This is a genomic window from Enterococcus sp. 4E1_DIV0656 (genome assembly GCF_002140695.1).
GTDB classification, from domain to species: Bacteria; Bacillota; Bacilli; order Lactobacillales; family Enterococcaceae; genus Enterococcus_D; species Enterococcus_D entomosocium.
The window spans coordinates 796,443-819,401 of record NZ_NGLF01000002.1 but is presented as its reverse complement, the minus strand read 5'-3'; the positions used below and the strand labels follow the sequence as shown (position 1 = coordinate 819,401).

Annotated in this window: 23 protein-coding genes; 20 read left to right on the top strand and 3 right to left on the bottom strand. The window is 42.9% G+C overall.

What is annotated here, in order from left to right; genetic code table 11:
- The first annotated feature begins 21 nt into the window (after window positions 1-21).
- The gene (locus A5882_RS17140) at window positions 22-1,056 is read left to right on the top strand and encodes a hypothetical protein (protein ID WP_086373192.1); all 1,035 of its coding nucleotides are present in this window, start codon (window positions 22-24) and stop codon (window positions 1,054-1,056) included.
- A 60-nt stretch (window positions 1,057-1,116) separates the two neighbouring features.
- Here the strand turns inward: A5882_RS17140 and A5882_RS17135 are convergent, their stop codons facing one another.
- The gene (locus A5882_RS17135; RefSeq protein ID WP_005234590.1) at window positions 1,117-1,461 is read right to left on the bottom strand and encodes a peptidase; all 345 of its coding nucleotides are present in this window, start codon (window positions 1,459-1,461) and stop codon (window positions 1,117-1,119) included.
- A gap of 292 nt (window positions 1,462-1,753) precedes the next feature.
- On the opposite strand from A5882_RS17135, the gene pepA reads away from it, so the two are divergent.
- The 4 genes from pepA to ytpR all read left to right on the top strand — a co-directional run bounded on the left by pepA (window position 1,754) and on the right by ytpR (window position 4,642).
- A complete protein-coding gene (pepA, locus tag A5882_RS17125) occupies window positions 1,754-2,830 on the top strand; it encodes a glutamyl aminopeptidase (protein ID WP_086373217.1) in 1,077 nt (358 codons plus the stop codon).
- 130 nt (window positions 2,831-2,960) lie between these two features.
- Window positions 2,961-3,281 carry a thioredoxin family protein gene (locus A5882_RS17120; RefSeq protein WP_008379116.1) on the top strand — a complete coding sequence of 107 codons (321 nt, stop codon included), beginning with the start codon at window positions 2,961-2,963 and terminating at the stop codon, window positions 3,279-3,281.
- Between the two features lie 12 nt (window positions 3,282-3,293).
- The gene (locus A5882_RS17115) at window positions 3,294-3,755 is read left to right on the top strand and encodes a universal stress protein (protein WP_086373191.1); all 462 of its coding nucleotides are present in this window, start codon (window positions 3,294-3,296) and stop codon (window positions 3,753-3,755) included.
- 272 nt (window positions 3,756-4,027) lie between these two features.
- Window positions 4,028-4,642 (top strand): YtpR family tRNA-binding protein, encoded by a 615-nt coding sequence (gene ytpR, locus A5882_RS17110; RefSeq protein WP_005234600.1) that lies wholly within the window; start codon window positions 4,028-4,030, stop codon window positions 4,640-4,642.
- A 67-nt stretch (window positions 4,643-4,709) separates the two neighbouring features.
- On the opposite strand, the gene A5882_RS17105 is transcribed toward ytpR, so the two are convergent.
- Window positions 4,710-6,014 carry a S1C family serine protease gene (locus A5882_RS17105; RefSeq protein ID WP_008379110.1) on the bottom strand — a complete coding sequence of 435 codons (1,305 nt, stop codon included), beginning with the start codon at window positions 6,012-6,014 and terminating at the stop codon, window positions 4,710-4,712.
- Between the two features lie 373 nt (window positions 6,015-6,387).
- Between A5882_RS17105 and rlmH the strand changes: the two genes are divergently transcribed.
- From rlmH to A5882_RS17085, 4 genes are all read left to right on the top strand, one after another.
- Window positions 6,388-6,867, top strand: coding sequence for a 23S rRNA (pseudouridine(1915)-N(3))-methyltransferase RlmH (gene rlmH / locus A5882_RS17100; protein WP_008379108.1), 480 nt, complete (start codon window positions 6,388-6,390; stop codon window positions 6,865-6,867).
- Between the two features lie 65 nt (window positions 6,868-6,932).
- A complete protein-coding gene (truA, locus tag A5882_RS17095; RefSeq protein WP_005225435.1) occupies window positions 6,933-7,670 on the top strand; it encodes a tRNA pseudouridine(38-40) synthase TruA in 738 nt (245 codons plus the stop codon).
- 42 nt (window positions 7,671-7,712) lie between these two features.
- Window positions 7,713-8,486 carry a type I methionyl aminopeptidase gene (gene map / locus A5882_RS17090; RefSeq protein WP_034872343.1) on the top strand — a complete coding sequence of 258 codons (774 nt, stop codon included), beginning with the start codon at window positions 7,713-7,715 and terminating at the stop codon, window positions 8,484-8,486.
- A gap of 406 nt (window positions 8,487-8,892) precedes the next feature.
- Complete coding sequence (locus A5882_RS17085) at window positions 8,893-10,413, top strand: C40 family peptidase (protein WP_016613641.1); 1,521 nt, start codon at window positions 8,893-8,895, stop codon at window positions 10,411-10,413.
- Window positions 10,414-10,642: 229 nt separating this feature from the next.
- Here the strand turns inward: A5882_RS17085 and A5882_RS17080 are convergent, their stop codons facing one another.
- A complete protein-coding gene (locus tag A5882_RS17080) occupies window positions 10,643-11,068 on the bottom strand; it encodes an Lrp/AsnC family transcriptional regulator (RefSeq protein ID WP_016613640.1) in 426 nt (141 codons plus the stop codon).
- Window positions 11,069-11,170: 102 nt separating this feature from the next.
- Between A5882_RS17080 and A5882_RS17075 the strand changes: the two genes are divergently transcribed.
- From A5882_RS17075 to A5882_RS17015, 11 genes are all read left to right on the top strand, one after another.
- On the top strand, window positions 11,171-11,716 hold the full coding sequence (locus tag A5882_RS17075; RefSeq protein WP_034872341.1) for a cysteine hydrolase family protein: 546 nt from the start codon (window positions 11,171-11,173) through the stop codon (window positions 11,714-11,716).
- A 315-nt stretch (window positions 11,717-12,031) separates the two neighbouring features.
- Window positions 12,032-12,955 carry a peptide-methionine (S)-S-oxide reductase MsrA gene (msrA, locus tag A5882_RS17065; protein WP_086373190.1) on the top strand — a complete coding sequence of 308 codons (924 nt, stop codon included), beginning with the start codon at window positions 12,032-12,034 and terminating at the stop codon, window positions 12,953-12,955.
- A 348-nt stretch (window positions 12,956-13,303) separates the two neighbouring features.
- Entirely contained in the window at window positions 13,304-14,665 is a 1,362-nt protein-coding gene (locus tag A5882_RS17060; protein ID WP_086373189.1) for a citrate transporter, read from the top strand.
- Between the two features lie 16 nt (window positions 14,666-14,681).
- Window positions 14,682-15,905, top strand: a complete 1,224-nt coding sequence (locus A5882_RS17055; RefSeq protein WP_016613635.1) for an amidohydrolase family protein — start codon at window positions 14,682-14,684, stop codon at window positions 15,903-15,905.
- 246 nt (window positions 15,906-16,151) lie between these two features.
- Complete coding sequence (locus A5882_RS17050; RefSeq protein WP_061054425.1) at window positions 16,152-16,559, top strand: helix-turn-helix domain-containing protein; 408 nt, start codon at window positions 16,152-16,154, stop codon at window positions 16,557-16,559.
- 322 nt (window positions 16,560-16,881) lie between these two features.
- Entirely contained in the window at window positions 16,882-17,460 is a 579-nt protein-coding gene (locus tag A5882_RS17045; protein WP_086373188.1) for an LOG family protein, read from the top strand.
- Window positions 17,457-17,792 (top strand): nucleoside 2-deoxyribosyltransferase, encoded by a 336-nt coding sequence (locus tag A5882_RS17040; RefSeq protein WP_016613630.1) that lies wholly within the window; start codon window positions 17,457-17,459, stop codon window positions 17,790-17,792. The genes A5882_RS17045 and A5882_RS17040 overlap by 4 nt, the downstream gene beginning before the upstream one ends.
- A gap of 114 nt (window positions 17,793-17,906) precedes the next feature.
- Entirely contained in the window at window positions 17,907-18,617 is a 711-nt protein-coding gene (locus A5882_RS17035; protein ID WP_034872337.1) for a deoxynucleoside kinase, read from the top strand.
- 648 nt (window positions 18,618-19,265) lie between these two features.
- On the top strand, window positions 19,266-20,315 hold the full coding sequence (locus A5882_RS17025) for an FUSC family protein (RefSeq protein WP_005234658.1): 1,050 nt from the start codon (window positions 19,266-19,268) through the stop codon (window positions 20,313-20,315).
- Window positions 20,316-20,550: 235 nt separating this feature from the next.
- Window positions 20,551-22,620, top strand: a complete 2,070-nt coding sequence (locus A5882_RS17020) for a BglG family transcription antiterminator (RefSeq protein WP_086373187.1) — start codon at window positions 20,551-20,553, stop codon at window positions 22,618-22,620.
- 24 nt (window positions 22,621-22,644) lie between these two features.
- Window positions 22,645-22,947: a PTS sugar transporter subunit IIB gene (locus A5882_RS17015; protein WP_015509266.1), complete on the top strand. Its 303-nt coding sequence runs from the start codon at window positions 22,645-22,647 to the stop codon at window positions 22,945-22,947.
- Window positions 22,948-22,959 lie beyond the last annotated feature (12 nt).

Below are 22,959 nucleotides of genomic sequence, written 5' to 3'. Positions count from 1 at the left end.
ATTCATCAAGGAGGCCAATCAATGAGACAAACAGAGATCTTGCTGCTTTTGGGCGTGTTTGTGGTTGGCCTTTTTGTGGTGTACTGGCTGAAAAAGCACCGACATGCGCGCCACAATCAAGCACTGGCAGCTCAGCTGAAGCGTTATCCCAGCGTGCGGAAAGCGTGGCTGGCAGCCGGGGCAAAAAGGGAAGCAGTCCTTTTGGTTCCTGGTTTAAAAAAAGCTACTGCCGCAGTTGCAACGACGGCAACGGCGAAAGCAGAAACGAGGCTGTACAAGCATGCGGATCAGTGTCAGGCAATGACCCCACAAGGGTTGGCCGTTTCGGAGGACTATTTGTTCCTCTCTGCGTACTGTTCGCAGCAGGAACATCACTCACAGCTTTATATAATAGAAAGAACGAGCGGACGGCATCTGAAAACGGTGGTTCTGCCAAAACGCCCCCATGTCGGCGGATTAGTCTTTGATCGAGCAACGCAAGTGCTGTGGCTAACCATCACTGGGAAAGGAATGGGACGAGTGGCGTGTGTTTCTTTGCAGACACTGCTGGAAGATGATTCCTTGGCAACCAGTCAGCCGATCGCTTATCAGCAAGTCATCGAATTGGCAGGCATCACTCACAGCTCCTATTTGGCAGCCGATAGCGGTGAACTTGTCTCAGGGACCTTTGCCTTGAAAAACGGTGGCGTGGTGGCGAATTATCCGCTGCCTGTTCTTTCAGAAAGCGGTCGCAAAGCATTTCCTCGCCTCAAGCCGCGTAAGAGAAGGGTCACCACCACGAAAGTCCAAAGTGTCGCCTTTACCACTGAATACTTGTTGCTGGCACGTTCCTTTGGACCAGGGTCGGCTGAGTTATGGGTCTTTTCAAAGGATGCAACGGTGCTGACCCGCAAACATGCGTTGCGGCGCATCAAGTTTCCCCATTACCTTGAACAGATCGTGGTAGAAAAAGGGCAGCTGTACTGCTTGTTTGAAAGTGGGGCATGGGCGTATCGGCAAAAAGGCGGCAGCATCGATGAAGTCGTGGTATTGGACCTTGCGACCTTACTTAAGTAAAATCACTGCTTAAAAAGAAAAAAGACCAGCCTCTTAAGAAGCTGGTCGTAAGTGCAGTAATTATTCCACGATTGCTCGTTGGATATCTAAGACGGTGCCGGTATGAGCATCTGCCAAAAATTCATAGGTGACAAGCTGTCCGTCTTCGGTGCGGGTGATGCCGCCAGTATATCCTTGGGAAGTGATCGCAAATTTGCGCAAAGGTTGTTTTTCGAAATTGATCCAAGAACCTTCGATCGGTCCTTCTTTGATAAACGCCGCTTTTATATTGTCTAAGACATCATCGGCATTCATGGCTTGCCTTTTCTTCAACCAGATCGTTGAAAAAATCCCTCCTGCAAAGCCAAGACCTAAACCGATGGTCAGTCCATTTTTAAAATAATGCAATGGATGCTCATTCTCCATCTAATGTCCCTCCTAAAGTAAGTTTTCCCGAATGTTTTGATCTCGGTGAAAGCACAGGTTCTCTTAACAATAGTTTACCATAGTTTAGAAATATTCTATAAGAAAAATAACCAACAATAGAAATTTGCGCTATAATAAAGAATATCAGTAGGAATAAGGAGGAAGAGAGCACATCCGTTGTTTCACCCAAAAATTGCTGGAAAACACAGCAACAGCAAGCGTTGCTTTTTCAAAAAAAGCAGCTTTGTTTCTTTGGGGCAGCAAACAACTGATACGTGTTTCTCGAATGATCATGGAAGAAAAAACATTTCAACGTATCAAAGAACTAACGGAGCTACAAGGAACCAGCGGGTTTGAACACGACGTGCGAGCGTATATGCGTGAAGCGATGACTCCATTGGTAGATGAAATCCAACAAGATGGCTTAGGCGGCATCTTCGGTTTGCGTCACCACCAAGAAGCAGATGCACCACGAGTGATGTTAGCTGCTCACATGGACGAAGTTGGTTTCTTATTGACGACGATCACCGATCGCGGCTTATTCAAAGTCACTCCTTTAGGCGGATGGAACCCTTATGTGGTATCTGCTCAACGGTTTACATTGAAAACAGCGAAGGGCGATTACCCATGCGTTTCTTCTTCAGTACCGCCACATTTATTGCGAGGAAGCAGCGGTCAAAAAAATGTCGAAGTGACAGATATTTTGTTTGATGCTGGGTTTGAATCAAAAGAAGAAGCAGAAAGCTTTGGCGTACGTCCTGGCGATACGATCGTCCCACAAGTGGAAACCATCAAAACAGTCAATGGGAAAAACATCATCTCGAAAGCTTGGGACAACCGTTACGGCTGTGCTGTCGTATTAGAAGCACTTGAAGCCTTGAAAGAGGAAACATTAGGCCATACGTTGATTGCTGGTGCCAACGTTCAGGAAGAAGTCGGCTTACGGGGTTCTCGTCCGTCTGTGATGAAATTCAAACCAGACTTGTTCTTTGCGGTCGATTGCTCGCCAGCGGATGACACAGTCACGAAAAATGGCACCTTTGGTCATCTAGGAGCCGGGACTTTGATGCGAATCTATGATCCAGGCATGATCATGTTGCCACGGATGAAAGAATTCTTGTTGGATACAGCAGAAAGCAACAACATTCCTTACCAATACTTTGTTTCAAAAGGTGGTACCGATGCTGGTGCAGCACACATGGCAAATGAAGGGATCCCAAGTTCTGTCATCGGTGTTCCTGGACGGTACATCCATACTCACCAAACCTTATTCAGTATCGCTGATTTTGAAGCGGCACGGGAAATGGTGATTCAAGTCTTGAAAGGATTGGATCGTTCAACCGTTGATACGATCTTAGCAGGACAATAAGCGAGAACGAAAGCAAAGAGACAGCCACCCGTTGTCTCTTTTTTTTCTGCAGGGCTTTGCAAGATCAGCATGTCAGTTGGTAGTCCCTGAAAGAAAGGTGTATACTTAAAGAAAAGAAAGTGGTGAGTATTTGATTATTCCAAAAGATTTAGCAGAGTTAGCAACATATGTGGAGAAAGGCAAAAATGTCTTCTTTTTCACCGCCGATTGGTGTGGCGATTGTCGATATATCAAACCGCAATTGCCTGAGATCGAAGCGGATTTTCCAGCGCTTCAGTTTATCGAAGTCGACCGTGATGAATACATGGATGTAGCGGTTGAATGGAACATTTTTGGTATTCCTAGCCTCGTCGTTATCGAAGACGGCAAGGAGCTGGGACGGTTAGTCAACAAGGATCGCAAAACCAAAGAAGAGATCGAAGCCTTTTTAACCAGCGTACAATCAGCATAGGAGGGGAAAAAGATGGAAGCACAAAGATATCAAAATATTTTAGTAGGGATCGACGGTTCAGATCAAGCGATGTCAGCCTTCAAAAAAGCAGTGGAAGTCGCTCGTCGAAACCAAGGGAAGGTCTATGCCGCAACGATCATCGATCAGCAAGTGCCGACCATGATGGGCTATGCACCTTTGGATAGTTCCATCTTAGAACAAGAAAAAGACACGGCGAAAAATCTGATCGACGACTGCAAAGCCTACGCAAAATCAGTGGATTTTGATCTAGTAGAAGGCATCGTCGCTTACGGCTCCATCAAAGACGCCCTTGCCACCCAATTACCGGATCAATACGACATCGATTTGATCATGGTGGGGCAATCCGGGCTGAACGCCGTGGAACGCTTCATGATGGGGAGTGTCGCCAGCTTCGTTATCCGTGAAGCCCGGTGCGACGTGCTGATCGTATCACCTGAAGAAAACAAAGCGTAAGGTCATTTTGGAAAAAATAAGCTTGTCGTTGCCGTGTTCTTTTCCATAGTTTGCATGGTAGTAACAAGTGACAAAAGGAAGTTCCTGAGAACCAGCGGTTTTGCTCGCTAGTGAAGCATTGTCTTTAGCAAATGAGCAGTAGCTGGTTTTCAGGCTTTTTTGTCTTTGAAAATAACTAGAATTTCAAGGAAAACAAAGAAATTCCATGACGGATGCCGAAAAATTTGATAAGATTATGGGCGGAATGTGTAAGTACCTAAGGAGGAAAAAACGTGATTTTTGCTTATAACAAAGAATATGTCAGTGATACACTGCTTGCCATCACAGCAGATGATAAAGGATTAGAACAAACCGTCGAACGCAAAGGCAATGTTGCCCAAATCAAAAATGAAGAAGGCACGATCGTTGGCTGGAACTTTTTTGCGATCTCAGAAGTGATGACGATCGAAGGCCGTGGTCAAGTGACGTTGACGAAAGAACAAATCCAACAATTGAACACCATGATCAAAGAAGCAGGATTCAGCGAAGAACTGCCTGCAGATACGGAACCAAAAATCGTCGTTGGCTATGTGAAATCTTGTGTAGAACATCCAGACAGCGACCATCTTTCTATCACGGAAACAGAAGTTGGAGATGGGAAAGTCTTGCAAATCGTCTGTGGCGCTGCCAATATTCGTAAAGGATTGAAAGTCGTTGTCGCAAAACCTGGCGCAATGATGCCGGATGGCTTGATGATTTGGCCGGGGACACTTCGTGGCGTAGAAAGCTTCGGAATGATCTGTTCTGCTAAAGAACTACATTTAGAAGGTGCCCCAATGAAAAAAGGCATCCTTGAGCTGCCTCAAGATGCCGTTGTAGGTGAAGCTTTTCCAGTCGGTAAAGCCTAAAAAATGAACTGCCGCTTCCTGTTTTTGCGGCAGTTCATTTTTTGATTGTTTCGATTGGTTTTGGTGATTAGTTGCTGCTGTCTGTTGATTGTTCGTTGATCGATGTATCAACGGAAAGTTTTACTTCTGCTGTTTTTTCTTCATCGCCACGATAGAAGGTTACAGTGATCGTGTCACCGACTTTGTGTTTGTACAACGCAGATTGCAGATCCGTTGTGGTGCTGACTTCTGTATCATCGATTTTCGTGATAACGTCATATTGTTGCAATCCTGCTTGTTCTGCTGGTGTTGCATTGTTGACTGAGTAGATCACAACGCCTGAAGTTACAGATGAAGGAACTTTCAAGATTTGTTCTTGTTGTTGTGATGTGATTGAACCTAAATCAATCGTTTGGATCCCTAGTGCAGGGCGAACCACTTTGCCGTCTGCTTCTAGTTGATTGATGATTTCAACGACATCGTTACTTGGGATCGCAAAGCCCATCCCTTCGACACTAACGCCTGAAGCAGAGCCCGAGGTGCTGGCGATTTTACTTGAGTTGATCCCAATCACTTGACCATCAACGTTGATCAGTGGACCACCTGAGTTCCCTGGGTTGATTGCAGCATCCGTTTGGATCGCATTGATACTGATCGTACCACCAGATTCGTTTTGGCTTGTTACTTGACGATTCAAGGAAGACACGATCCCTTGTGTCACAGAGTTTGCATAGTCAGAGCCTAGAGGAGAACCGATCGCGATTGCTGGTTCGCCGACTTTCAAGGCACTTGAATCGCCAAATGTTGCGGCAGTTGTAACTTTTTCAGAAGAGATTTTTAAGACGGCTAAGTCTGTGTAAGAATCGGTACCTACCAATTCAGCTTTGACTTTTGTACCATCTGCTAAGACAACTTCCAAACCATCTTGACCTTCAACTACGTGGTTGTTGGTTACGACATAGGCATCGTCGCCATCGATTTTGTAGATGACACCACTCCCTTCAGAAGAAGCTTCTAAGGCGCTGTCGTCTTCGCTTTGGCTATCGCCTTCACTTTGTCCACCTTGCTGACCAAAGAGGCTGTTCCAGTCGTTGCTTTGACTTTGTTGTAGATTAATGATGGAAACCACCGAATCTTGTACTTTTTCAACTGCCTCAGTGACATCGCTAGTCACATCAAGTTTTACATTGGATACTTGGGTTTGTCCGTTAGAATCTTGGACCCCGCTGTTGGTCGTGGTTTCTGGTGTTGAAGTCAAGGATGAACCCATTGCCAGATACAGACCGCCGAAGGTCAATAATCCGCCGACCATACCGCCTAAAATCCCAATACCTAATCGTTTTAATAAACCAGGAGAAGTTTTCTTACCTGGTGTGACATATTTTCTTGCCATTACTATTTCCCCCTTAATGAATAATTCGTTATAATCAGTATATTCCTTCTATCTGAGATTAGTCTACTAAGAGATTTTGAAAAAAATATGAAGAAGTTGCGTAAGAATCTGTTTCAAACGATGAAATTTTCTTCGCAAGACCCGTTCATTTTTGAATAAAAATAGCAGAGAAATCTGGGGAGGAGCAAAGGTTTTTTTATCCACAGTGTGTGGACAATCTTGATGGGGTTGGTTGGGTGGATGAAGAAATCGTTGAAGTGTCACAGTTTTATAGATAAGATAGAAGAATTTCAAAGAAAGTCAAAGTGTGTAAAAGGTTGTGGATAGCATTGTCCACATTTTCATAAAATAAGGGGATAACGAGGAGGGACCTATGAAAATCAAAATCGTCACAGTAGGAAAACTAAAAGAAAAGTACCTCGTTCAAGGAATCAACGAGTACGCCAAACGATTGGGGGCATACGCAAAGCTTGAGTTTGTCGAAGTACCAGATGAAAAAGCGCCAGAAACCTTGAGTGAAGCCCAAATGCTGCAAATCAAAGAAAAAGAAGGCCAGCGCATTTTAGCCAAAATCAAAGACACCGAATATGTCTTTGCCTTAGCAATCGAAGGCACCAATCCCACCAGCGAAGCCTTCGCCAAACAAATCGATCAACTCGGCATCCAAGGAAAAAGCCAACTGACCTTCGTCATCGGCGGATCCCTAGGCTTAAGCCAAGAAGTCATGACTCGCAGTGATGCCAAAATCTCCTTTGGCAAAATGACCTACCCCCACCAACTCATGAAACTGATCTTATTGGAGCAGATTTATCGCGCGTATCGAATCAATACGGGGGCGCCTTATCATAAGTAAATATCTCAAGCAATATAATAGAAAAAATTATCCACCGGTACTACCGGTAAAAAGGAGCAACAACCATGCGAAATATCAAACTAACGATTGAATACGACGGCAAGCGCTACTTAGGGTGGCAACGACTAGGAGATTCTGAAAAAACGATCCAAGAAAAAGTTGAAGGGGTCATCAAATTATTGACGGGAGAAGAAATTGAGATCGTGGGTTCTGGTAGAACCGATGCGGGCACACATGCTCGAGGACAAGTGGCAAATTTCAAGACGACCCATCAAATGAGTTTGCCAGAGATGCAGCAGTTCTTTAACCGCTATTTGCCGCAAGACATCGTTGTCAACAAGATTGAAGAAGTGCCTGAACGATTCCATGCACGCTATCACGCTAAAGGCAAGCAATACAGCTATTATGTTTGGAACAACGCGATCCCATCGGTCTTTGCTCGCAATACCAGTTTTCATTGCCCGCAGCCCCTTGATTTGGAAAAAATGCAGCAAGCGGCTGAGAAGTTGATCGGCACCCATGATTTTATTGGCTTTTCTGCGTTGAAAAAATCAAAAAAATCAACGGTGCGCACAATCGATGAAATCACTATCACACCAGAAGGCGACCTATTGCGGTTTACCTTCAAAGGCAACGGCTTTTTGCATAAAATGGTCCGAATCTTGACAGGCACACTGATTGCCATTGGCGATGGCACGCTACCGCCAGAAGTGATCGATCAAGTGTTAGCCGATAAAGTACGACAAGCAGCTGGTGAAACAGTGCCTTCTCATGGCTTATTTCTAGATGAGGTGTATTATTAAAAGAAACATGGTAATGGCTATTTAAGGAAAGGAGATCATCTATTGATCACATTAAAATCCCCGCGAGAGATCGAACAAATGAAAACTTCTGGTCGTATCTTGGCAAGTATTCACGAGCAGCTACGGGAAAAAATCGTTCCCGGTATCACCACGAACCAAATCAACGCCTTTGTCCATCAACAGATAGAAGCTGCAGGGGCAACAGCCGCGCAAATCGGGTTTGAAGGGTATGAATTTGCGACGTGTATCAGTGTCAATGAAGAGATTTGTCATGGTTTCCCTTCAGAATATGTTTTAAAATCAGGCGATGTCGTCAAAGTCGATTTTTGTGTCGATTACAAAGGAGCAATCTCTGACAGCTGTTGGACATATGCTGTAGGAGAGATTTCGCCAGAACATCAAGCACTGATGGAAGTAACGAAAGAAGCCTTGATGAGAGGCATCGAGCAAGCACAGGTTGGCAACCGAGTCGGCGATATTGGTTATGCGATCCAAAGCTTCGCTGAAGAAAAAGGGTATGGTGTCGTGCGGGACTTTATTGCTCACGGCATTGGCCCAACCATTCATGAAGAACCATTCTTTCCTCATTTCGGGTTACCTGGCAAAGGAATTCGTTTGAAAGAGGGCATGACGATCACCATCGAACCGATGATCACGACCGGCACTTGGCGCATGAAGATGGACCCAAACGGCTGGACAGCACGCACGATTGACGGGAGCTATTGTGCCCAATATGAACATTCGATCGCCATCACCAAAGAAGGTCCAGTCATCATGACGTTGCAAAAGGAAGAAACTCCAACACAAGGCCGATAGAATAGAAGAAAATACGAAAATCGTTCGAGTGTTTCTACACGAACGATTTTTTGCATTTACTTGTCGAAGTTGCGAAGCTAGGGTACAGCACAGTCAAATAGGAAGAAAAGTAGGTCTTTTTAGGAAATGATTATGAAACAATCAAACTACTTCCAGTAGAAGCTTTTTGGAGTAAACATTCAAAGATATAAAAGCTGGAAATAAGAAGAGCCGGTATCGAATCATTTTTTGGTTATTTTCTTTTTAAAATATTGTCATAGTTTTGAGAGAACCAAAAAAATTCTCGGAAAAATCAGAATCGTTAAATTTAGAAGTTATTATTCATCTATATTTATATCTTTACATCCTTTATTTACTGAAAAAACCGTGATATACTTTTAAGATAAAAATACAAGGGGGAGATAAAGTGAAAAAACGTGTATGGGGTATTTTATTATTGGGAATTGGTTGTTTCTTTGTTCATAATTTCACATTTCAATCTGTACAAGCAGACGAGTTTGACGATGGGCAGGTGACTTTTGAAGACTATTCAAAGGATAATCGTAGTTCAGTTATGACATATGAAGAATATGTAGAATTCATCAATAAAATTAATTCTCAAAATAATCAACTAACAAGAGAGGTCGTATCTCGTTCATTATCAGGCGGTAATCTGAGTCAAAGAGAGCAAATTGTAGCAGAAGCAAAAAAACATATAGGGAAACCATATACTCAAACAAATCCTGATAGATTGGGACCTGACAAATTTGATTGTTCTGGCTTAGTTTATTATGTTTTTAATCAAGTTACAGGAAAAGATGTCGGAAAATTGACGTGGGAGCAAGAGTATGCTGGAAAGCAAATTCCTATCTCTGAGGCTAAACCAGGTGACTTACTTTTTTGGGGAAGTAGAGGGAAAACGAGTCATACTGCCATTTATATTGGAAATAATCAGTATATTCATGCTCCAACTTTTGGAAGAACGGTTGAATTATCTCCAATCTGGGACAGTTTCTATCCATCATTTGCCATCAGGATGGATCTATCAGAATACCAAACAGTGTCTTATGGAAAAACGGTTATGGCGGTCAGTAATTATCCACTATGGAACAACTTGGAATTTACTTCTCAAAATGGAAATACTTCTAATTTTCAAGATGGTTTAGTTTATTATGCGAAAAATCAAATCTCTTTTAGTGATGGTAGAACATTTTATGAACTATATCGTGGAGATTCCTTTGTAGGATTTATTAATACTGTAGCAGTTGAAGAATTAACCGCTACAAGCGAGAATAAAAATATTATGGCAACTAAAAATTATCCAAGATGGGGAAATCTCTATTGGACTAGTAAACTAGGTGATACTTCTGATTTCGCCGATAATCCGGTGTACTATGCATCTGTTAGTTATACTTTGACAAATGGTAAAAAGTTTTATTCTCTCTATCGTGGTGATCAATGGTTTGGTTATATCAATGCTGAAGCGGTTATTGATTTAAAGGCTGAAAATATTGATAAATTTGTCAGTGCGACGAAGAATTATCCGATTTGGGGAAACCTATATTGGACGAGTAAATTAGGAAGTACAGAAAATTATTCGAGTGGTTTGGTCTATAAAGCAAAATATAAATATACTCTGTCAAATGGAAAGATATTTTATTCTATATATCAGGGCGACACTTGGATAGGTTATATTAATTCTGATGCTACTGAAGATTTAAGAACTGAAAATATTAACATAGAAGTACAGATTACTAGCAAAAACTATCCTATGTGGAACAATTTTTATTGGACTAGTAAAAAATTCGAAGCAGGTCAGTTGTATGGTAATAGTTACACTGCTAAAGTAAAATATACATTAGGAAATGGAAAGACCTTCTATTCCTTATATGATAATACAAATACATGGATTGGATATGTTAACACTCAAGGTACAAGTGTTAAATAAGTTCTCGCAAAAATTATCAATATTTTTTACTATCCTAGATGAAAGCAAAAAGCGAATCCACACTTGATTCGCTTTTTGCTTTCTCAAGTTTAATTAATATAATTAGGACAATGAATTTCGAACAATTCATTTAAAAGGAAAAAATTCAAATCGTTTTGCCCCTTTTTCTTATCCCTCTCACCGCTCCAGTGAAAGCTTTATTCCACAACCCTTTAGCAAGCGGCTAACATCAAACATCCCCATGATTGAGTTTGTCAGCCACAAAGGTTTCTACACTATACCTGCCCCATTTTGAGAGACTCTCTATAAATAAAGGGAAGGTTACATCTGTAAAATGACTGACCAAGAGATAACAAGCTTGACCCGAAACTTTATGAAAGACCTCAATTTCTTTGTATTGATTCACGAAGGCTTCAAAAGCTGTATAGCGATTTGAATCCATAAAAAACCGGATGTATTGCGTACTTGGGTAGTTTACTACAATACTAAATCGCTGAATGATTCCCTCATCTTGCAATTTCAAGATCCGATTGCCCACGGCTTGTCCCGTCAGGTGGACCATTTCGCCGATTTCTTTGTTCGATAATTTGCTGTTGTGTTTCAGGATAGCTAGGATTTGTTCATCGATGATGTCCATAAGGGTTCCTCCTTTCATAATGAAAGTAAATTGACTTTATCTTTTTCAAGAGACACTTTGTTGTAGGTTCATATGTATTTATACTGGATTATAACAAATAAGAAAAGAAATGGTGATTCTATGAAAAAAGCTTTAGTAATGATTGATGTCCAAAATGATTATTTTAAAGAAGGAAGAATGGCCCTTCATTCCCCTGAACAGGCGCTTGCAAACATAAATAAACTAGAAGCGTCTTTTATCGAAAAGCAACTCCCGATCATCTATATCCAACACATCAACCATCAAGAAGCAGCTGATTTTTTTGAACGAGGGACCGAAGGTGTACTGCTGCATGAACAGTTAAAAACAACGCATTCTTCTATTATTATCGAAAAGCACTTTCCTAACTCCTTCATTGAAACAAATTTAAAAGAGACGTTAGACTCTTTAGGTGTTCAACAAGTTATCATCACTGGGATGATGACGCATATGTGCATCGATTCAACCACAAGAGCTAGTAAAGAACTCGGTTATCAGCCCATACTGATTTCTGATGCCACGGCAACGAAAGCATTAACATTTGAAGCACACGAAATTCCTGCGGAAGCTGTTCAACGAGCGTTTTTATCGGCGTTGGAAACCTTCTCTACGGTGATGAAAACCGATGACTATTTAAACGGATTGTAGAAAAATTGCGTATTTACCAACAAAGGCAAAGGTTCATTTGCATTGAGTGGTTCTTGATCACTCTTTGAAATTGGCAATCCTATCTCATTCCGCTTCAATGTTTCTAAAAAAAATGAATGCCCAATTGCGTACCCACCAATGATACTGAGCTGATCCCTCAGAGGATGAATAAGAACTAACCCATACAAAAGCCAAAAACGTTCGAGACATTCTCTTGAACGTTTCTTGGGCATCAAATTGGGCGAATCGTCGAAACTATGGTACAGTGCAACCAAACAAGGAGTAAAAGCGGCTCGTTCATGAGGCAAAGGGGCAATGGTGATGAAGCAAACAACGATGGCGTGGCTGTCAGAAATCTATAATTTGATCTTGCATCCTGGCACGAGACAGTGGGAACGAGAACAACTGGTGCAAGCGAAAAATACCTTGGAAACCCAGCTGGTGACCAAACAAAAAGCAGGCAAACACGAAAAGGAATCGTCAAATAGTCTTGAAGACCAACAGACCAGGCGGGTTTTGGAAAAACTAGAAGCGTCGTTGCGTCCTTTGGCACTGAGAAACAATCTGACCCCGAATGTCGCCGAGTTTTATCAAACAATCAGCCAGCCAGCACCGAAAAAGGCAATGAATGAAGAAACAAGCAAAGCCCAACCAGCAGAAGTTTCCGTGGAGCCGACCGAAACAGGTGGAAAAGCACAAGAAGTGGCTATTTTTGCTGGCGGCTGCTTTTGGTGTATGGTAGAGCCTTTTGAAGACCAGCCGGGCATTCTTTCCGTTTTGTCGGGGTATACTGGGGGAACAGTCCCGAATCCGACGTATGATCAAGTACTAAGTGGAACAACAGGGCATGTCGAAGCAGTAGAGATCATTTTTGATCCCAAAATCATCACCTATCAGGACTTGTTACAGTTGTATTGGCAAGTGACAGACCCGACAGATGCTTTCGGACAATTTCAAGATCGCGGCAATTTTTATCGTCCAATCATTTTCTATACGACTGCTGAGCAAGAAGTGCTTGCGCAACGAGCCAAAAAGGAACTAGCACAATCTGGTTATTATCAGCAACCCATCGTGACCGAGATCCGCATGGCTGCACCCTTTTGGCCAGCGGAAAACTACCATCAAGAATTTTACAAGAAGCAGCCCAAGCGCTACCAGCGGATCAAGCGAGCGCGCAAGCAACTGATGCTTTTTTATAAACTGAAACGCTGGACAAACCGAGGGGAAAAACGATCATAGGCAGAAGATACATCAAAAAAGCGGGGCTCCGAGAAAAGGCCAGAGGATCAAATGAAGGCTCTTTTCTCCACAGGCCGCGCTTTTTTCTGCGCGTTTAGCCAATTGGATAAAAAACGAAGATTTATTTTAGAATAATGTCCAAAGAAAGCGTTAACAACAAGAATTATAATAGAGAAAGAAAAAGTGGCGAAAAAGGTCGAAAAAGCAGGTTCCTTTTGCTTGGTTCCTTTCTTCGAGGAAAGAAGGTGGGAAACACCAGAGAAAAATCAGCGGAAAAATCAATCAGCAACACCCCATAGCAACACAACATTTATTATATGAAGATTCATATAAGTTAGGAGAAATGTGATGAAAAAAAAGGGAACGTTCGTCTCACTGTTTATGGCTCTCATTCTTTTTATCTTTTCAGAAAGAACAGTGTTTGCGGCAGAAGCGATCAATGAGATCGTTGCACCAACTGGAGTCAAAGCATTTTTAGTACTGATTCCGTTAGTGTTAGTACTGGTTTTACTCTTTAATAAAGTAGATATGATCATTGCTGGCTTGATTGCTGGGATATTGGCGATGATTATTGGCGGGATCAGTTTAGCTGAAGCCAATTCGCAACTGTTGGAAGCTATTCCGACGATGTTAAGTATTACGGTGCCAATCATCAATTCCGCTGTAGCGATGGCGGTCTTCAAAGCCGGTAGTTATACGGCAGCCTTAACCTTAGCCAAAAGAGGGACCAAAGGAAAAGTGGAATATGTGGCTGGTTTTATTGTCATCTTATTGGCAGCAGCGACTTATATGTCTGGGATCGGCGGCGGGAGTGCAATGGTGATCGCACCATTAGCATTTGCGGCAGTTGGGGTGGTACCCGAATTGATCGCAGCGATGTCGTTAGCGGCAGCTGTCTCCTTTACGACCTCTCCTGCCTCTTTGGAATCTAGTATCGTGTCTGAACTGGGCGGCTTTAGTGTCGCTTCTTATGTCGATCAAATGCGCCCATTTTGGTTGTTATTCGTTGGTTTGGCGATTTTATTGGCATTCTTCGGGACCAAGCGTCGTCATCTGGGCTTCAAAGAATCAGCCAACCAAGAGTACGAAAACAAAAGCAATGGCGAGTTATTCAAAACGACATTGCCTGCGATCTTCTTGCTTTTTGCGGTCATCTTTGGCCCGTTGATCAATGACCTGATCGGCTTTGTCCTCTTTACGCCGCTAGTTTATATGGTGGTCACGTTGGCGTTGATTTTTGTTTGTACCGACTTTTCGATGAATCAATCGGTGGAAGCGATGGTGGACGGATCCACGTATATTTTGACCCGCTTGTTCCAAGTGGGGATCTTTTTAGCCTTCATCAACGTGATCGCTGAAACTGGGACATTTGCTGTTATTGCTGGTGCGGCACAAAATGCCCCCGCAGCGATCGTCGTTCCCGTGGCGATCTTGACGGGTGTCTTGATTGGGATTCCCGCAGGTGCCTATGTTGGCTCCGTATTAACATTAGTGTTACCAGTTGCCGTTTCATTAGGCTTCCCAGTGTTAGCTCTTGGTTTTGTAACGATGGGGGTTGGACTCGGCAGTCAAATGAGTTTCGTCAACATTACGATGCAAGCTTTATCTTCTGGTTTCCAAATTCCGATTCTAGATGTGGTCAAAGGAAACGTGAAGTGGTTGAGTTTAGCAGCCGTATTATTATTAGTCATCGGCTTAGTGTTTGGCTGATGGATAGGAGGAAAACATGGATTTATTGATCAAGCAAGCACGTCTTGAAGACGATGCAGAATTAGTAGACATTGCCATTTCAGGAGGAAAAATCACCGCAGTTGCACCCAACATTGAAGAATCAGCAGCAAAAACGATTGAGGCGAAAGGCAAAGTGGTGATTCCCGGATTGATCGAAAGCCATATCCACTTAGACAAAGCCTTGATTGCCGATCGTGAACCTAATAATTCAGGTACATTACAAGAAGCGATCCAAGTTACGGCAAAGCTCAAACCGACTTTTACCGAAGAAGATATTTATGATCGAGCGAAACGTGCATTAGAAATGCTGATCGTACATGGTACGACTGCTGTTCGCACCCATGCCGAATTTGATCCGGCGCAAGGCTTCACAGGGTTTGACACCATCATGCGCTTAAAAGAAGAATACCGAGACCTGATCGACATTCAGGTCGTTGCCTTTCCGCAAGAAGGAATTTTTAAAGCCCCAGGGACGGATAAAATGATGATCGAAGCGATGGAGAAAGGCGCCGATGTCGTTGGCGGCATTCCTTACAATGATGCGCCAGCCAATGAACACATCGACTTGATCTTTGAGATCGCCAAACGATTTGACAAAGACATTGACTTGCATCAGGATTTTGCTGACGAAGCAGACGATACATCGATCGTCTACCTGTGTGAAAAAACCATCGCAGAAGGCTACCAAGGTCGGGTATCTGTAGGACATTTGACTGCGCTGCACGCTATGGAACCGGATCAGCTGGCAGAAGTTATCGATTTGATGGTCAAAGCCCAAATCAATGTGATGCCGTTGCCTGCGACCGACTTACACTTAGGTGCTAGAAATGATGCCTACAACGTTCGTCGTGCCGTTACGCCGATTCGCAAATTACGTGATGCCGGTGTGAATATTTGCTTAGGCAGCAACAATATTCGTAACGCCTTTACGCCCTATGGCAACGGTGATTTGATTCAAATCGCTATGTTGGCTGTGCCAGTGGCGCATTTAGGCGGCGCCGATGACCTGCCGACAGTCTTGCCAATGATTACGACCAATACCGCCAAAGCATTAAATATCAAAGACTATGGGATCGCTGTTGGCAACCGCGCAGATTTGATTCTTTTAGATACCCAGAGAAAAGCCGATGTGCTGATCGATATTCCTGAACGTTTAGTGGTCATCAAAAATGGCCGCATCACCGTGGAAGTCAAAAAAGAAGTGACGATCCACCGTTAACAACAGGTCATGTTTTCTCAAGTAGTACGATTTATTCGTGCTACTTTTTTTGTCGTAATATAGTCGAAATAAAAAAATCATTTTCTAGTCATTTGTTCTTTTTTCATCTATGATAGAAAGAAAACCGCTATCACGGAGAGTTCGTTTAAGAAAATCCTGTCAAAACTGTTTGACAATGCCGTAATATCAATGGATTTGAGCAGAAACCACAGCAGTTCTGCGTTAAGGTAGAAGAAGGAGGACAAGATGACGATTGGGGAAGCACTAAAGAACCATCGAGTCACACAGCAAATGAGCCAAGAAGAAGTAGCAAAAAAAATTTTAGTGACCCGCACATCGATCTCAAATTGGGAAACCGGCAAGACGGTACCAGACAGTTTGAATTTATTGAAACTGAGTACCCTTTATGGGTGCAGTGTCGATGAGCTATTAAAAAAGGAGCGAGCAGGAATGAAAAAGAACTTTCGTACGATGACCTATGGTGCTGGATTGAAAGACGGAACGATGCGTTTGAAAATCGAGACTGATGCCAGCAAGTTTTTCCCACGAGGGGTTGAAGTCAAAGCATCCGTCGATTTAGAAACAGGAGAAGTGACCTTTTTTGTCGAGCAAGAGGATTTGAAAAAGCTGAAAGCAGCCACCGACGAAAAATAATTTTTTTATACAGATTTTTGCTAAATTTTGCTTGGACAAGAGAAAAAAAGTGATGGATAAAAAAACACGAGCCTACCTGCATCGTGTTTTTTTATGTGGGATGAAAGAGGACTGAGGCAATCGATGGCAGCTGATTCTGTTTTTTCTTATCTGCTATTTTCAAAGTTTGTAACGTTTAAGGGAAAGCGAAAAGACGTAAACGGATTCATACAATATATAGTGAATAGATCGATTTTTATCTAAATAAAGCACAATATGTAGTATTTACTTTTTTAATAGATTGTGTAAAATAGCAGGTGTAGTGAAGAAGGAGCTGTTGTTTTTGAGAGTAACTGTATTTTGCGGTACCCGTTTAGAAAATGAGGAAAAGTTGGCAAAGACCGCTCGTGCCATCGGCAATGCCTTAGCAAAAAATCACATCGAGTTGATTTATTGCGCCCCTTTGGCTGGCTTGATGAGGGAGATCGTTAATGGGGTCTTTGAAAAAGAAGGCGCAGTGACGGGGATCTATCCATCAGGTTCCTTTGCAGAAGATTTGCCGCCAATTGTCACTGGATCAAGCACATACACTGAGTTCTATACGGAGACGAGGGAGGAGCAAACACAACAATTGCTGGAAATGAGCGATGCCTATCTTGTATTACCTGGTGGATTTGGTACACTAGAGGAGTTGTCATCAATATGCTCTTTTATGACTCTTGGGAAATTGCCAGTCAAGCCAATCGGTGTGTTGATGAACGAAGGCTTGAAGGATGGACTGAAGCCACTGCTAAAAATGTTTGAAGCTTCCAGCTTTGCTTGGGCTGAACTGCCGGAAACGCTCTTTTTCCTATCTGACGTTGAGTCGTTGATCCAACGATTGGCGGCGAAGGGGTCAGGAAAGGAGTGCTTGGCAGGATGAAGCAGGTCTATTTAGCTGGACCGTTTTTTTCAAACGAACCAATCGCACGACTCAATCAAGCAGAAAGCAGTTTAGCTGAGGACCCGCAGCCCTTGGCGGTCTATGCGCCGCGCTTGTATCAAAAAAGTTCATCTGAACCCTATACACCGGAATGGGCGAGAGAAGTTTTTGAAAAAGACATGCTGGAATTGACACGAGCCGACGTCGTCGTTGCCGTTTTGGATTACCATGAAGGAATCACTGATCCGGGAACAGCCTTTGAAATCGGCGCAGCACACGTACGAAATAAACCAGTGATCGCTTTTCAGGAAAAGCCGCGGCGGTCAATCTGATGTTGACGGAGTCGGTGCAAGCGTATTTGACTGATCTGGCGGCACGAACAACGTATGATTTTGAAGAGATGGCGCACCGAGCATTTGTCGGTGACTATATTTAATAAAGGATGGATGAATGTGTTATTAATCGCAGGTACGATCGGGGCAGGAAAAAGCAGTTTGACTGATTTTTTATCGAAGGAAATGGCGTCGAAGCCTTTTTATGAAAACGTGGAGGACAACGATGTTCTGCCATTGTTTTATTCCAATCCAGAACGATACGCTTTTTTATTGCAGATTTTTTTCTTAAACAAAAGTTTTTTAGGGATGCGGGAAGCGTTATCGAATGATGACAATGTCATTGACCGCTCCATCTATGAGGACAGTTTGATGTTTCATCTAAATGCGGATCTAGGTCGCATCGCACCGATGGAGGTCGAACAATACGATAACCTGTTGAATACGATGCTGCGGGAATTGGAAGAATCGGCGCCGTTGAAACATCCAGATTTAATGGTTCATATTAAGGTTTCCTTGGATACAATGATTGAACGGATCAATAAACGTGGGCGTTCCTATGAACAAATTGCCAATGATCCGACATTGTATGACTATTACAAAGAATTGAATCAGCGATACGATGAATGGTATGAAAACTTTGATGTCTGTCCGAAAATGCAAATTGATGGGGATCAATTGGACTTTGTTGCCAATGAAGACAATCTCATGGTGATCCTCGAGATGATTCAAGAAAAATTGGTGGAAGTCCGTCAGACCCATGGCAAAGGCCACTATTGTACGAACAAAGCCATCGCAAAAGGTGATTTTTCCAAGAAAAATTAAAGCAGAGAAGCAACCGATGATTCTTGCCAGTTGGTTGAAAGAGCACTCGTCCCTGTCAGCTTTTTTATGATTAATCGAAGTGCTTGAAAACGGCGATTCTACAGGATTATAGAGCAATTCTCGTTGTCAAACCAATCATTCAATGGCGTTTGCAGTAAACAAAAGAAAATTGGTCAGCACTGAAGACGCCGTTTTCGGTGCTTTAGTGTTTCAATTATCTATTGAGAGAAATATTCGCGCCAGACACCAGCAACAAAGGTAATGACTCGTGTCGGTGTATCAAGAGTCTGTCCATGTGATCACTAGGGTGAGACACTAGCTGATTGAGTGCATCAAGTGTTATTCTAACGGGTGAATGCTGCGAAATACTAATAGTTGATACAATCACCAGCACTTCATTGAAGAATATTTTGCCTAAAGGTAGAGAGATTCGCTTGTAGTCTATTGCCAAGCGAATGCTTCTCTTTTTTTATTGGTAAGGGCTGTTTTGTGCCAGCGTATGATTTGATCAAGAAAACATCGATACGATTATATCGAAAAGTTTCTGAAAAAAATTTGCATATTCATCTTTTGCTCCGTATACTAGTTTAGGACGTTGTTTATAAAACGCTGTATCATCGTACATATTTTTTTGATAGGAGGAATTGCATGAAAGACAAACGAAAAGTCTTGCGTCCGTTAGGATCAGGGTTTGCGATGGCGGTTCCTTTGTTTATAGGGATCCTTGTTCAGGACCCTTTGATAAGTTCTGTGGGGGCGATGGGGGCTTTTTCATACTTAGCTTTTCAACATCGGTCCCTTTTTTATAATCTGCGCGCCATTTTGACCCACGGGGCGGCGTTGCTGCTGGCCTTTATTTTAGGCGCTGGGACAGCACTGATTCCTTGGAGCGCGCCTTTTATTATCGGTGCTTTATCGTTTTCCGCGTTTTTGTTGTCAAAAGTGATGCGGATCCCCAAGCCGGATTATTTCTTCGTGTTGATGCTTTATGCCACCGGCTTTAACTTTCACGCCGCTCATCTTGGAGAAATCTTGCACCACAGTTCCTATTTGCTTTACGGCATCGCAGGCTCATTGCTTGCTGGACTGGTGATTTCGTTAGCTGAACAGCTACCGTTGAAAGAAGAAAAAACGGCTTTTCAACAACTGAGCTTGCACGAGAAATATTCGCTGGCATTATCTCAGCAACCAGAAATGGTCATCAAAGCACTGCACTTTTCTTTGATATTGTTTATTGCGACCTACATTGCCTATCTGTTGCGGGACAGCAACGGGTATTGGATCTTGATTTCCGCTGCTGCCGTATTGGCAGGGGAACATATGGAAAAAATCAAAAATCGCACGATCGGCAGGGTACTGGGAGGAATCGTAGGGCTGCTGCTGGGTTTCTTATTGATGTCCTTGCATATGCCCCTTGAAGCGATCGCAGTTGTCTTGATCATTCTAAACATATTGACGGAGTTTTTTATGCCAGTCAATTATACCGTTGCTAATTTCTTTACCAACCCACAAGTCCTGCTGTTAATGACGATCGGTACTAGTTTTACGCCACTGAAATTGATCCCATTGCGTTTTTCAGGGGCATTGATTGGCAGCGTGCTGGCAATGCTGTTGATCTTTCTAATGGATTGGGCAGTAAAGCAAATGGAGCAAGCGCTGGGAAATAAGCCAGAAGACACGACGGATCAAACACAATAGAATGCACCATCATCGAAAAGCAAGAGCAGCTGCTCTTGCTTTTTTTGCATCTGATCCTCTATCTAAACGTTTTCTCCATCGGATAGGAAAAATAAGGAAAATATGAAATAATCGATCAAAGATTCCTATTTCGAAATAGAAGCGTTTACATTTTTGCAAACTAAAGTGGCAGAAACATCTACTTTTTTTGTTGTAAGCGAAATCATATACTCAAATCAGAGAAGGAGAGAAAGTTGTGAAAAAACGAATCGTAGATGTTTTGCATCGCCTGTTGGTGACTGATTATCCACTATCCATCGAGCAACTGGCAGAAGAGACCGCAGCGAGTGGGCGGACGATCCGCAATGATTTGAATGAGATCAACACGTTTCTCGCTGACTTACACATCGGACCGGTCCAAACCCTTCGAGGAAAGGGCATCCTTTTGAAAATGCCCTCAAAGCAGCAAGCCATCGTTTGGCAGGCATTACAGGCACAACAGTCGGAATATATGACCCGTGAAGAGCGTAGTTTTGATCTGCTACTGCATCTGACATTTTCAAAAGAGATCCTGGTGTTGAATAAAAAAGAAGAAGCGTACCAGATATCGAAAAGCAGCATGGATGAAGACATGCGCCGTTTGCGGGCGGACATCAATAAATATGGCATTGAGATCATTAGTCTAGGAAAAAAAGGACTGCGGTTGAATGGATCGGAACGAGCGATTCGGACGATGATTTTTGACATCATCAATCAGCGGATCGGTAGACTGCCACTTGATAAACAGACCCCAGATTTAGTCTTTACAAAATTGCTTTATCGCTATTTGCCGCAAAAAGAAATCAAACAGATCCAACAAGTGATGCAAGCAGTGTTGCCGCCAAATCAAAATGAGTTGTACAGCAGCCAAATCTTATTATTTACCGCCATTTGGCTGATGCGCATCAGAATGAAGGAATTTATCACTCGCATGAACTGGTCTACTTCCAGCAATCCGCTCCAAGGGTCAGCCTATATCCAGGCGATCGCTGAAACCTTTTCGATCGAGCCACCAGAAATCGAAGTCAACTATCTTTCTTTCATCATCGAATCACTGAATTTTAAAGATTTGTCCAATTCCATCGAATGGGCGCATGCGCAACTCTTGTCGCTGCAGCTGATCCAATTTGTGGAATGCCAAACCAAGATCCCTTTTAGTAAAAAGGAAGAAGAGTTGTTAGAGGGATTGTATAAACATATGGCAGCGCTGATCGTTCGAGCCAAGAGCGGCATTCAAGTACCCAATCCGATCAAAGAGACCGTTCGCAAAAATTATGGACAAATCTACCAAGCCGTCAAGGGATTCGCCCCCACGATCGAAGAGATCGTCGGTCAACCACTATCAGAAGATGAACTGACATTTCTCGTGATTCATTTTTCTACAGCCCTAAGTTCATTGAACCACGAGATTATTACGATCTATAAGGCGGTCGTCGTCTGTAACCATGGAATGGCAACCGGCAATCTGCTGGCAGCCAGCCTCAAGGAGAAGTTTCCAGAAGTAGAAGTTGCGGCAGTCTTGAATTCACAAGAAGTCAATTTGATCACGAAATTCGATGTGGATCTGGTTTTTTCAACCTATGAGATCGATTATCGAGAAAAGCCGGTATTACTGATCCCACCGATCATCAATGAAGAAAATCACCAAGTGATCCGCCGTTTCTTAAAAAACAATGAACAATTCAAGCGGATCGCCTTTGACCAAAAAAATGCCACGCTGTTCTTCAATCAATTGCTTACAGTCATTGAAGAAAGCGGTGGGACGGTCGATGCTGCCGCCTATCGCAAATTGACACACTTGTTTGAACAAAATCAATTAGCCATTAATGCAAGGGAGATTCAGCCAATGTTAAAAGATGTATTATCCGCTAGTCATATTCAATTAAATGTTCCTGTTCAAAATTGGGAAGAAGCCATTGAACGCTCGGCGCAGCCGCTAGTAAAAGAACAGATCATCGAAAAACGCTATATCGAGGCAATGGTTGCTGCGGTGAAGGAATACGGTCCTTATATCGTCATTGGTAAACATTTGGCGCTGGCGCATGCCCGACCAGAAGATGGCGCCCAGCAGTTGGGTGTGAGTGTCCTCACCTTGGCGCCGCCAGTAGCATTTGGGAACCCAGAAATGGACCCTGTCAAAATCATTTTTTGCTTGGCTGCGGTGGACTCCTACTCTCATCTTGCCATCATGAAGGAATTGATCGAACTGATCAATGACGAAGAAAAAGTCACGCAGTTGCTGGCTTGCTCTACGATTGAAGCGTTTCAATCATTGCTATTTTCATAAAAAACAAGAAAAGGGGAAAAAATCATGAACAAATTATCGATCTTATTCGTATGCGGTGCAGGTCTTGGCAGCAGTTTTGCGGCTCAGATGTCAACAGAAGATGTCTTAACGAAATTAGGAGTGGAGGCGAAATTGGATCATGTCGATATCTCATCAGCAGTATCAATGAAACCAGACATCATCATTACGGCAGAGAATTTTCGGACGCAATTTGAAAAGTTTGCTTTGGACCCGACAACCGCAATCATTTATTTACGCAACATCGTTTCAAAACCAGAAATCGAAGAAAAAATCATCCCAGTATTAACGGAAAAAGGCGCACTGTAAGGAAGAGGCATG

What these genes read in the sequence shown, in the direction of transcription:
- A5882_RS17140 (WP_086373192.1), top strand. Translation starts at nt 22, where the DNA reads ATGAGACAAACAGAGATCTTGCTGCTTTTGGGCGTGTTTGTGGTTGGC.
- A5882_RS17135 (WP_005234590.1), bottom strand. Translation starts at nt 1,461, where the DNA reads ATGGAGAATGAGCATCCATTGCATTATTTTAAAAATGGACTGACCATC.
- pepA (WP_086373217.1), top strand. Translation starts at nt 1,754, where the DNA reads ATGGAAGAAAAAACATTTCAACGTATCAAAGAACTAACGGAGCTACAA.
- A5882_RS17115 (WP_086373191.1), top strand. Translation starts at nt 3,294, where the DNA reads ATGGAAGCACAAAGATATCAAAATATTTTAGTAGGGATCGACGGTTCA.
- A5882_RS17105 (WP_008379110.1), bottom strand. Translation starts at nt 6,014, where the DNA reads ATGGCAAGAAAATATGTCACACCAGGTAAGAAAACTTCTCCTGGTTTA.
- rlmH (WP_008379108.1), top strand. Translation starts at nt 6,388, where the DNA reads ATGAAAATCAAAATCGTCACAGTAGGAAAACTAAAAGAAAAGTACCTC.
- truA (WP_005225435.1), top strand. Translation starts at nt 6,933, where the DNA reads ATGCGAAATATCAAACTAACGATTGAATACGACGGCAAGCGCTACTTA.
- A5882_RS17080 (WP_016613640.1), bottom strand. Translation starts at nt 11,068, where the DNA reads ATGAAAGGAGGAACCCTTATGGACATCATCGATGAACAAATCCTAGCT.
- A5882_RS17075 (WP_034872341.1), top strand. Translation starts at nt 11,171, where the DNA reads ATGAAAAAAGCTTTAGTAATGATTGATGTCCAAAATGATTATTTTAAA.
- msrA (WP_086373190.1), top strand. Translation starts at nt 12,032, where the DNA reads ATGGTGATGAAGCAAACAACGATGGCGTGGCTGTCAGAAATCTATAAT.
- A5882_RS17060 (WP_086373189.1), top strand. Translation starts at nt 13,304, where the DNA reads ATGAAAAAAAAGGGAACGTTCGTCTCACTGTTTATGGCTCTCATTCTT.
- A5882_RS17055 (WP_016613635.1), top strand. Translation starts at nt 14,682, where the DNA reads ATGGATTTATTGATCAAGCAAGCACGTCTTGAAGACGATGCAGAATTA.
- A5882_RS17050 (WP_061054425.1), top strand. Translation starts at nt 16,152, where the DNA reads ATGACGATTGGGGAAGCACTAAAGAACCATCGAGTCACACAGCAAATG.
- A5882_RS17040 (WP_016613630.1), top strand. Translation starts at nt 17,457, where the DNA reads ATGAAGCAGGTCTATTTAGCTGGACCGTTTTTTTCAAACGAACCAATC.
- A5882_RS17035 (WP_034872337.1), top strand. Translation starts at nt 17,907, where the DNA reads ATGAATGTGTTATTAATCGCAGGTACGATCGGGGCAGGAAAAAGCAGT.
- A5882_RS17025 (WP_005234658.1), top strand. Translation starts at nt 19,266, where the DNA reads ATGAAAGACAAACGAAAAGTCTTGCGTCCGTTAGGATCAGGGTTTGCG.
- A5882_RS17015 (WP_015509266.1), top strand. Translation starts at nt 22,645, where the DNA reads ATGAACAAATTATCGATCTTATTCGTATGCGGTGCAGGTCTTGGCAGC.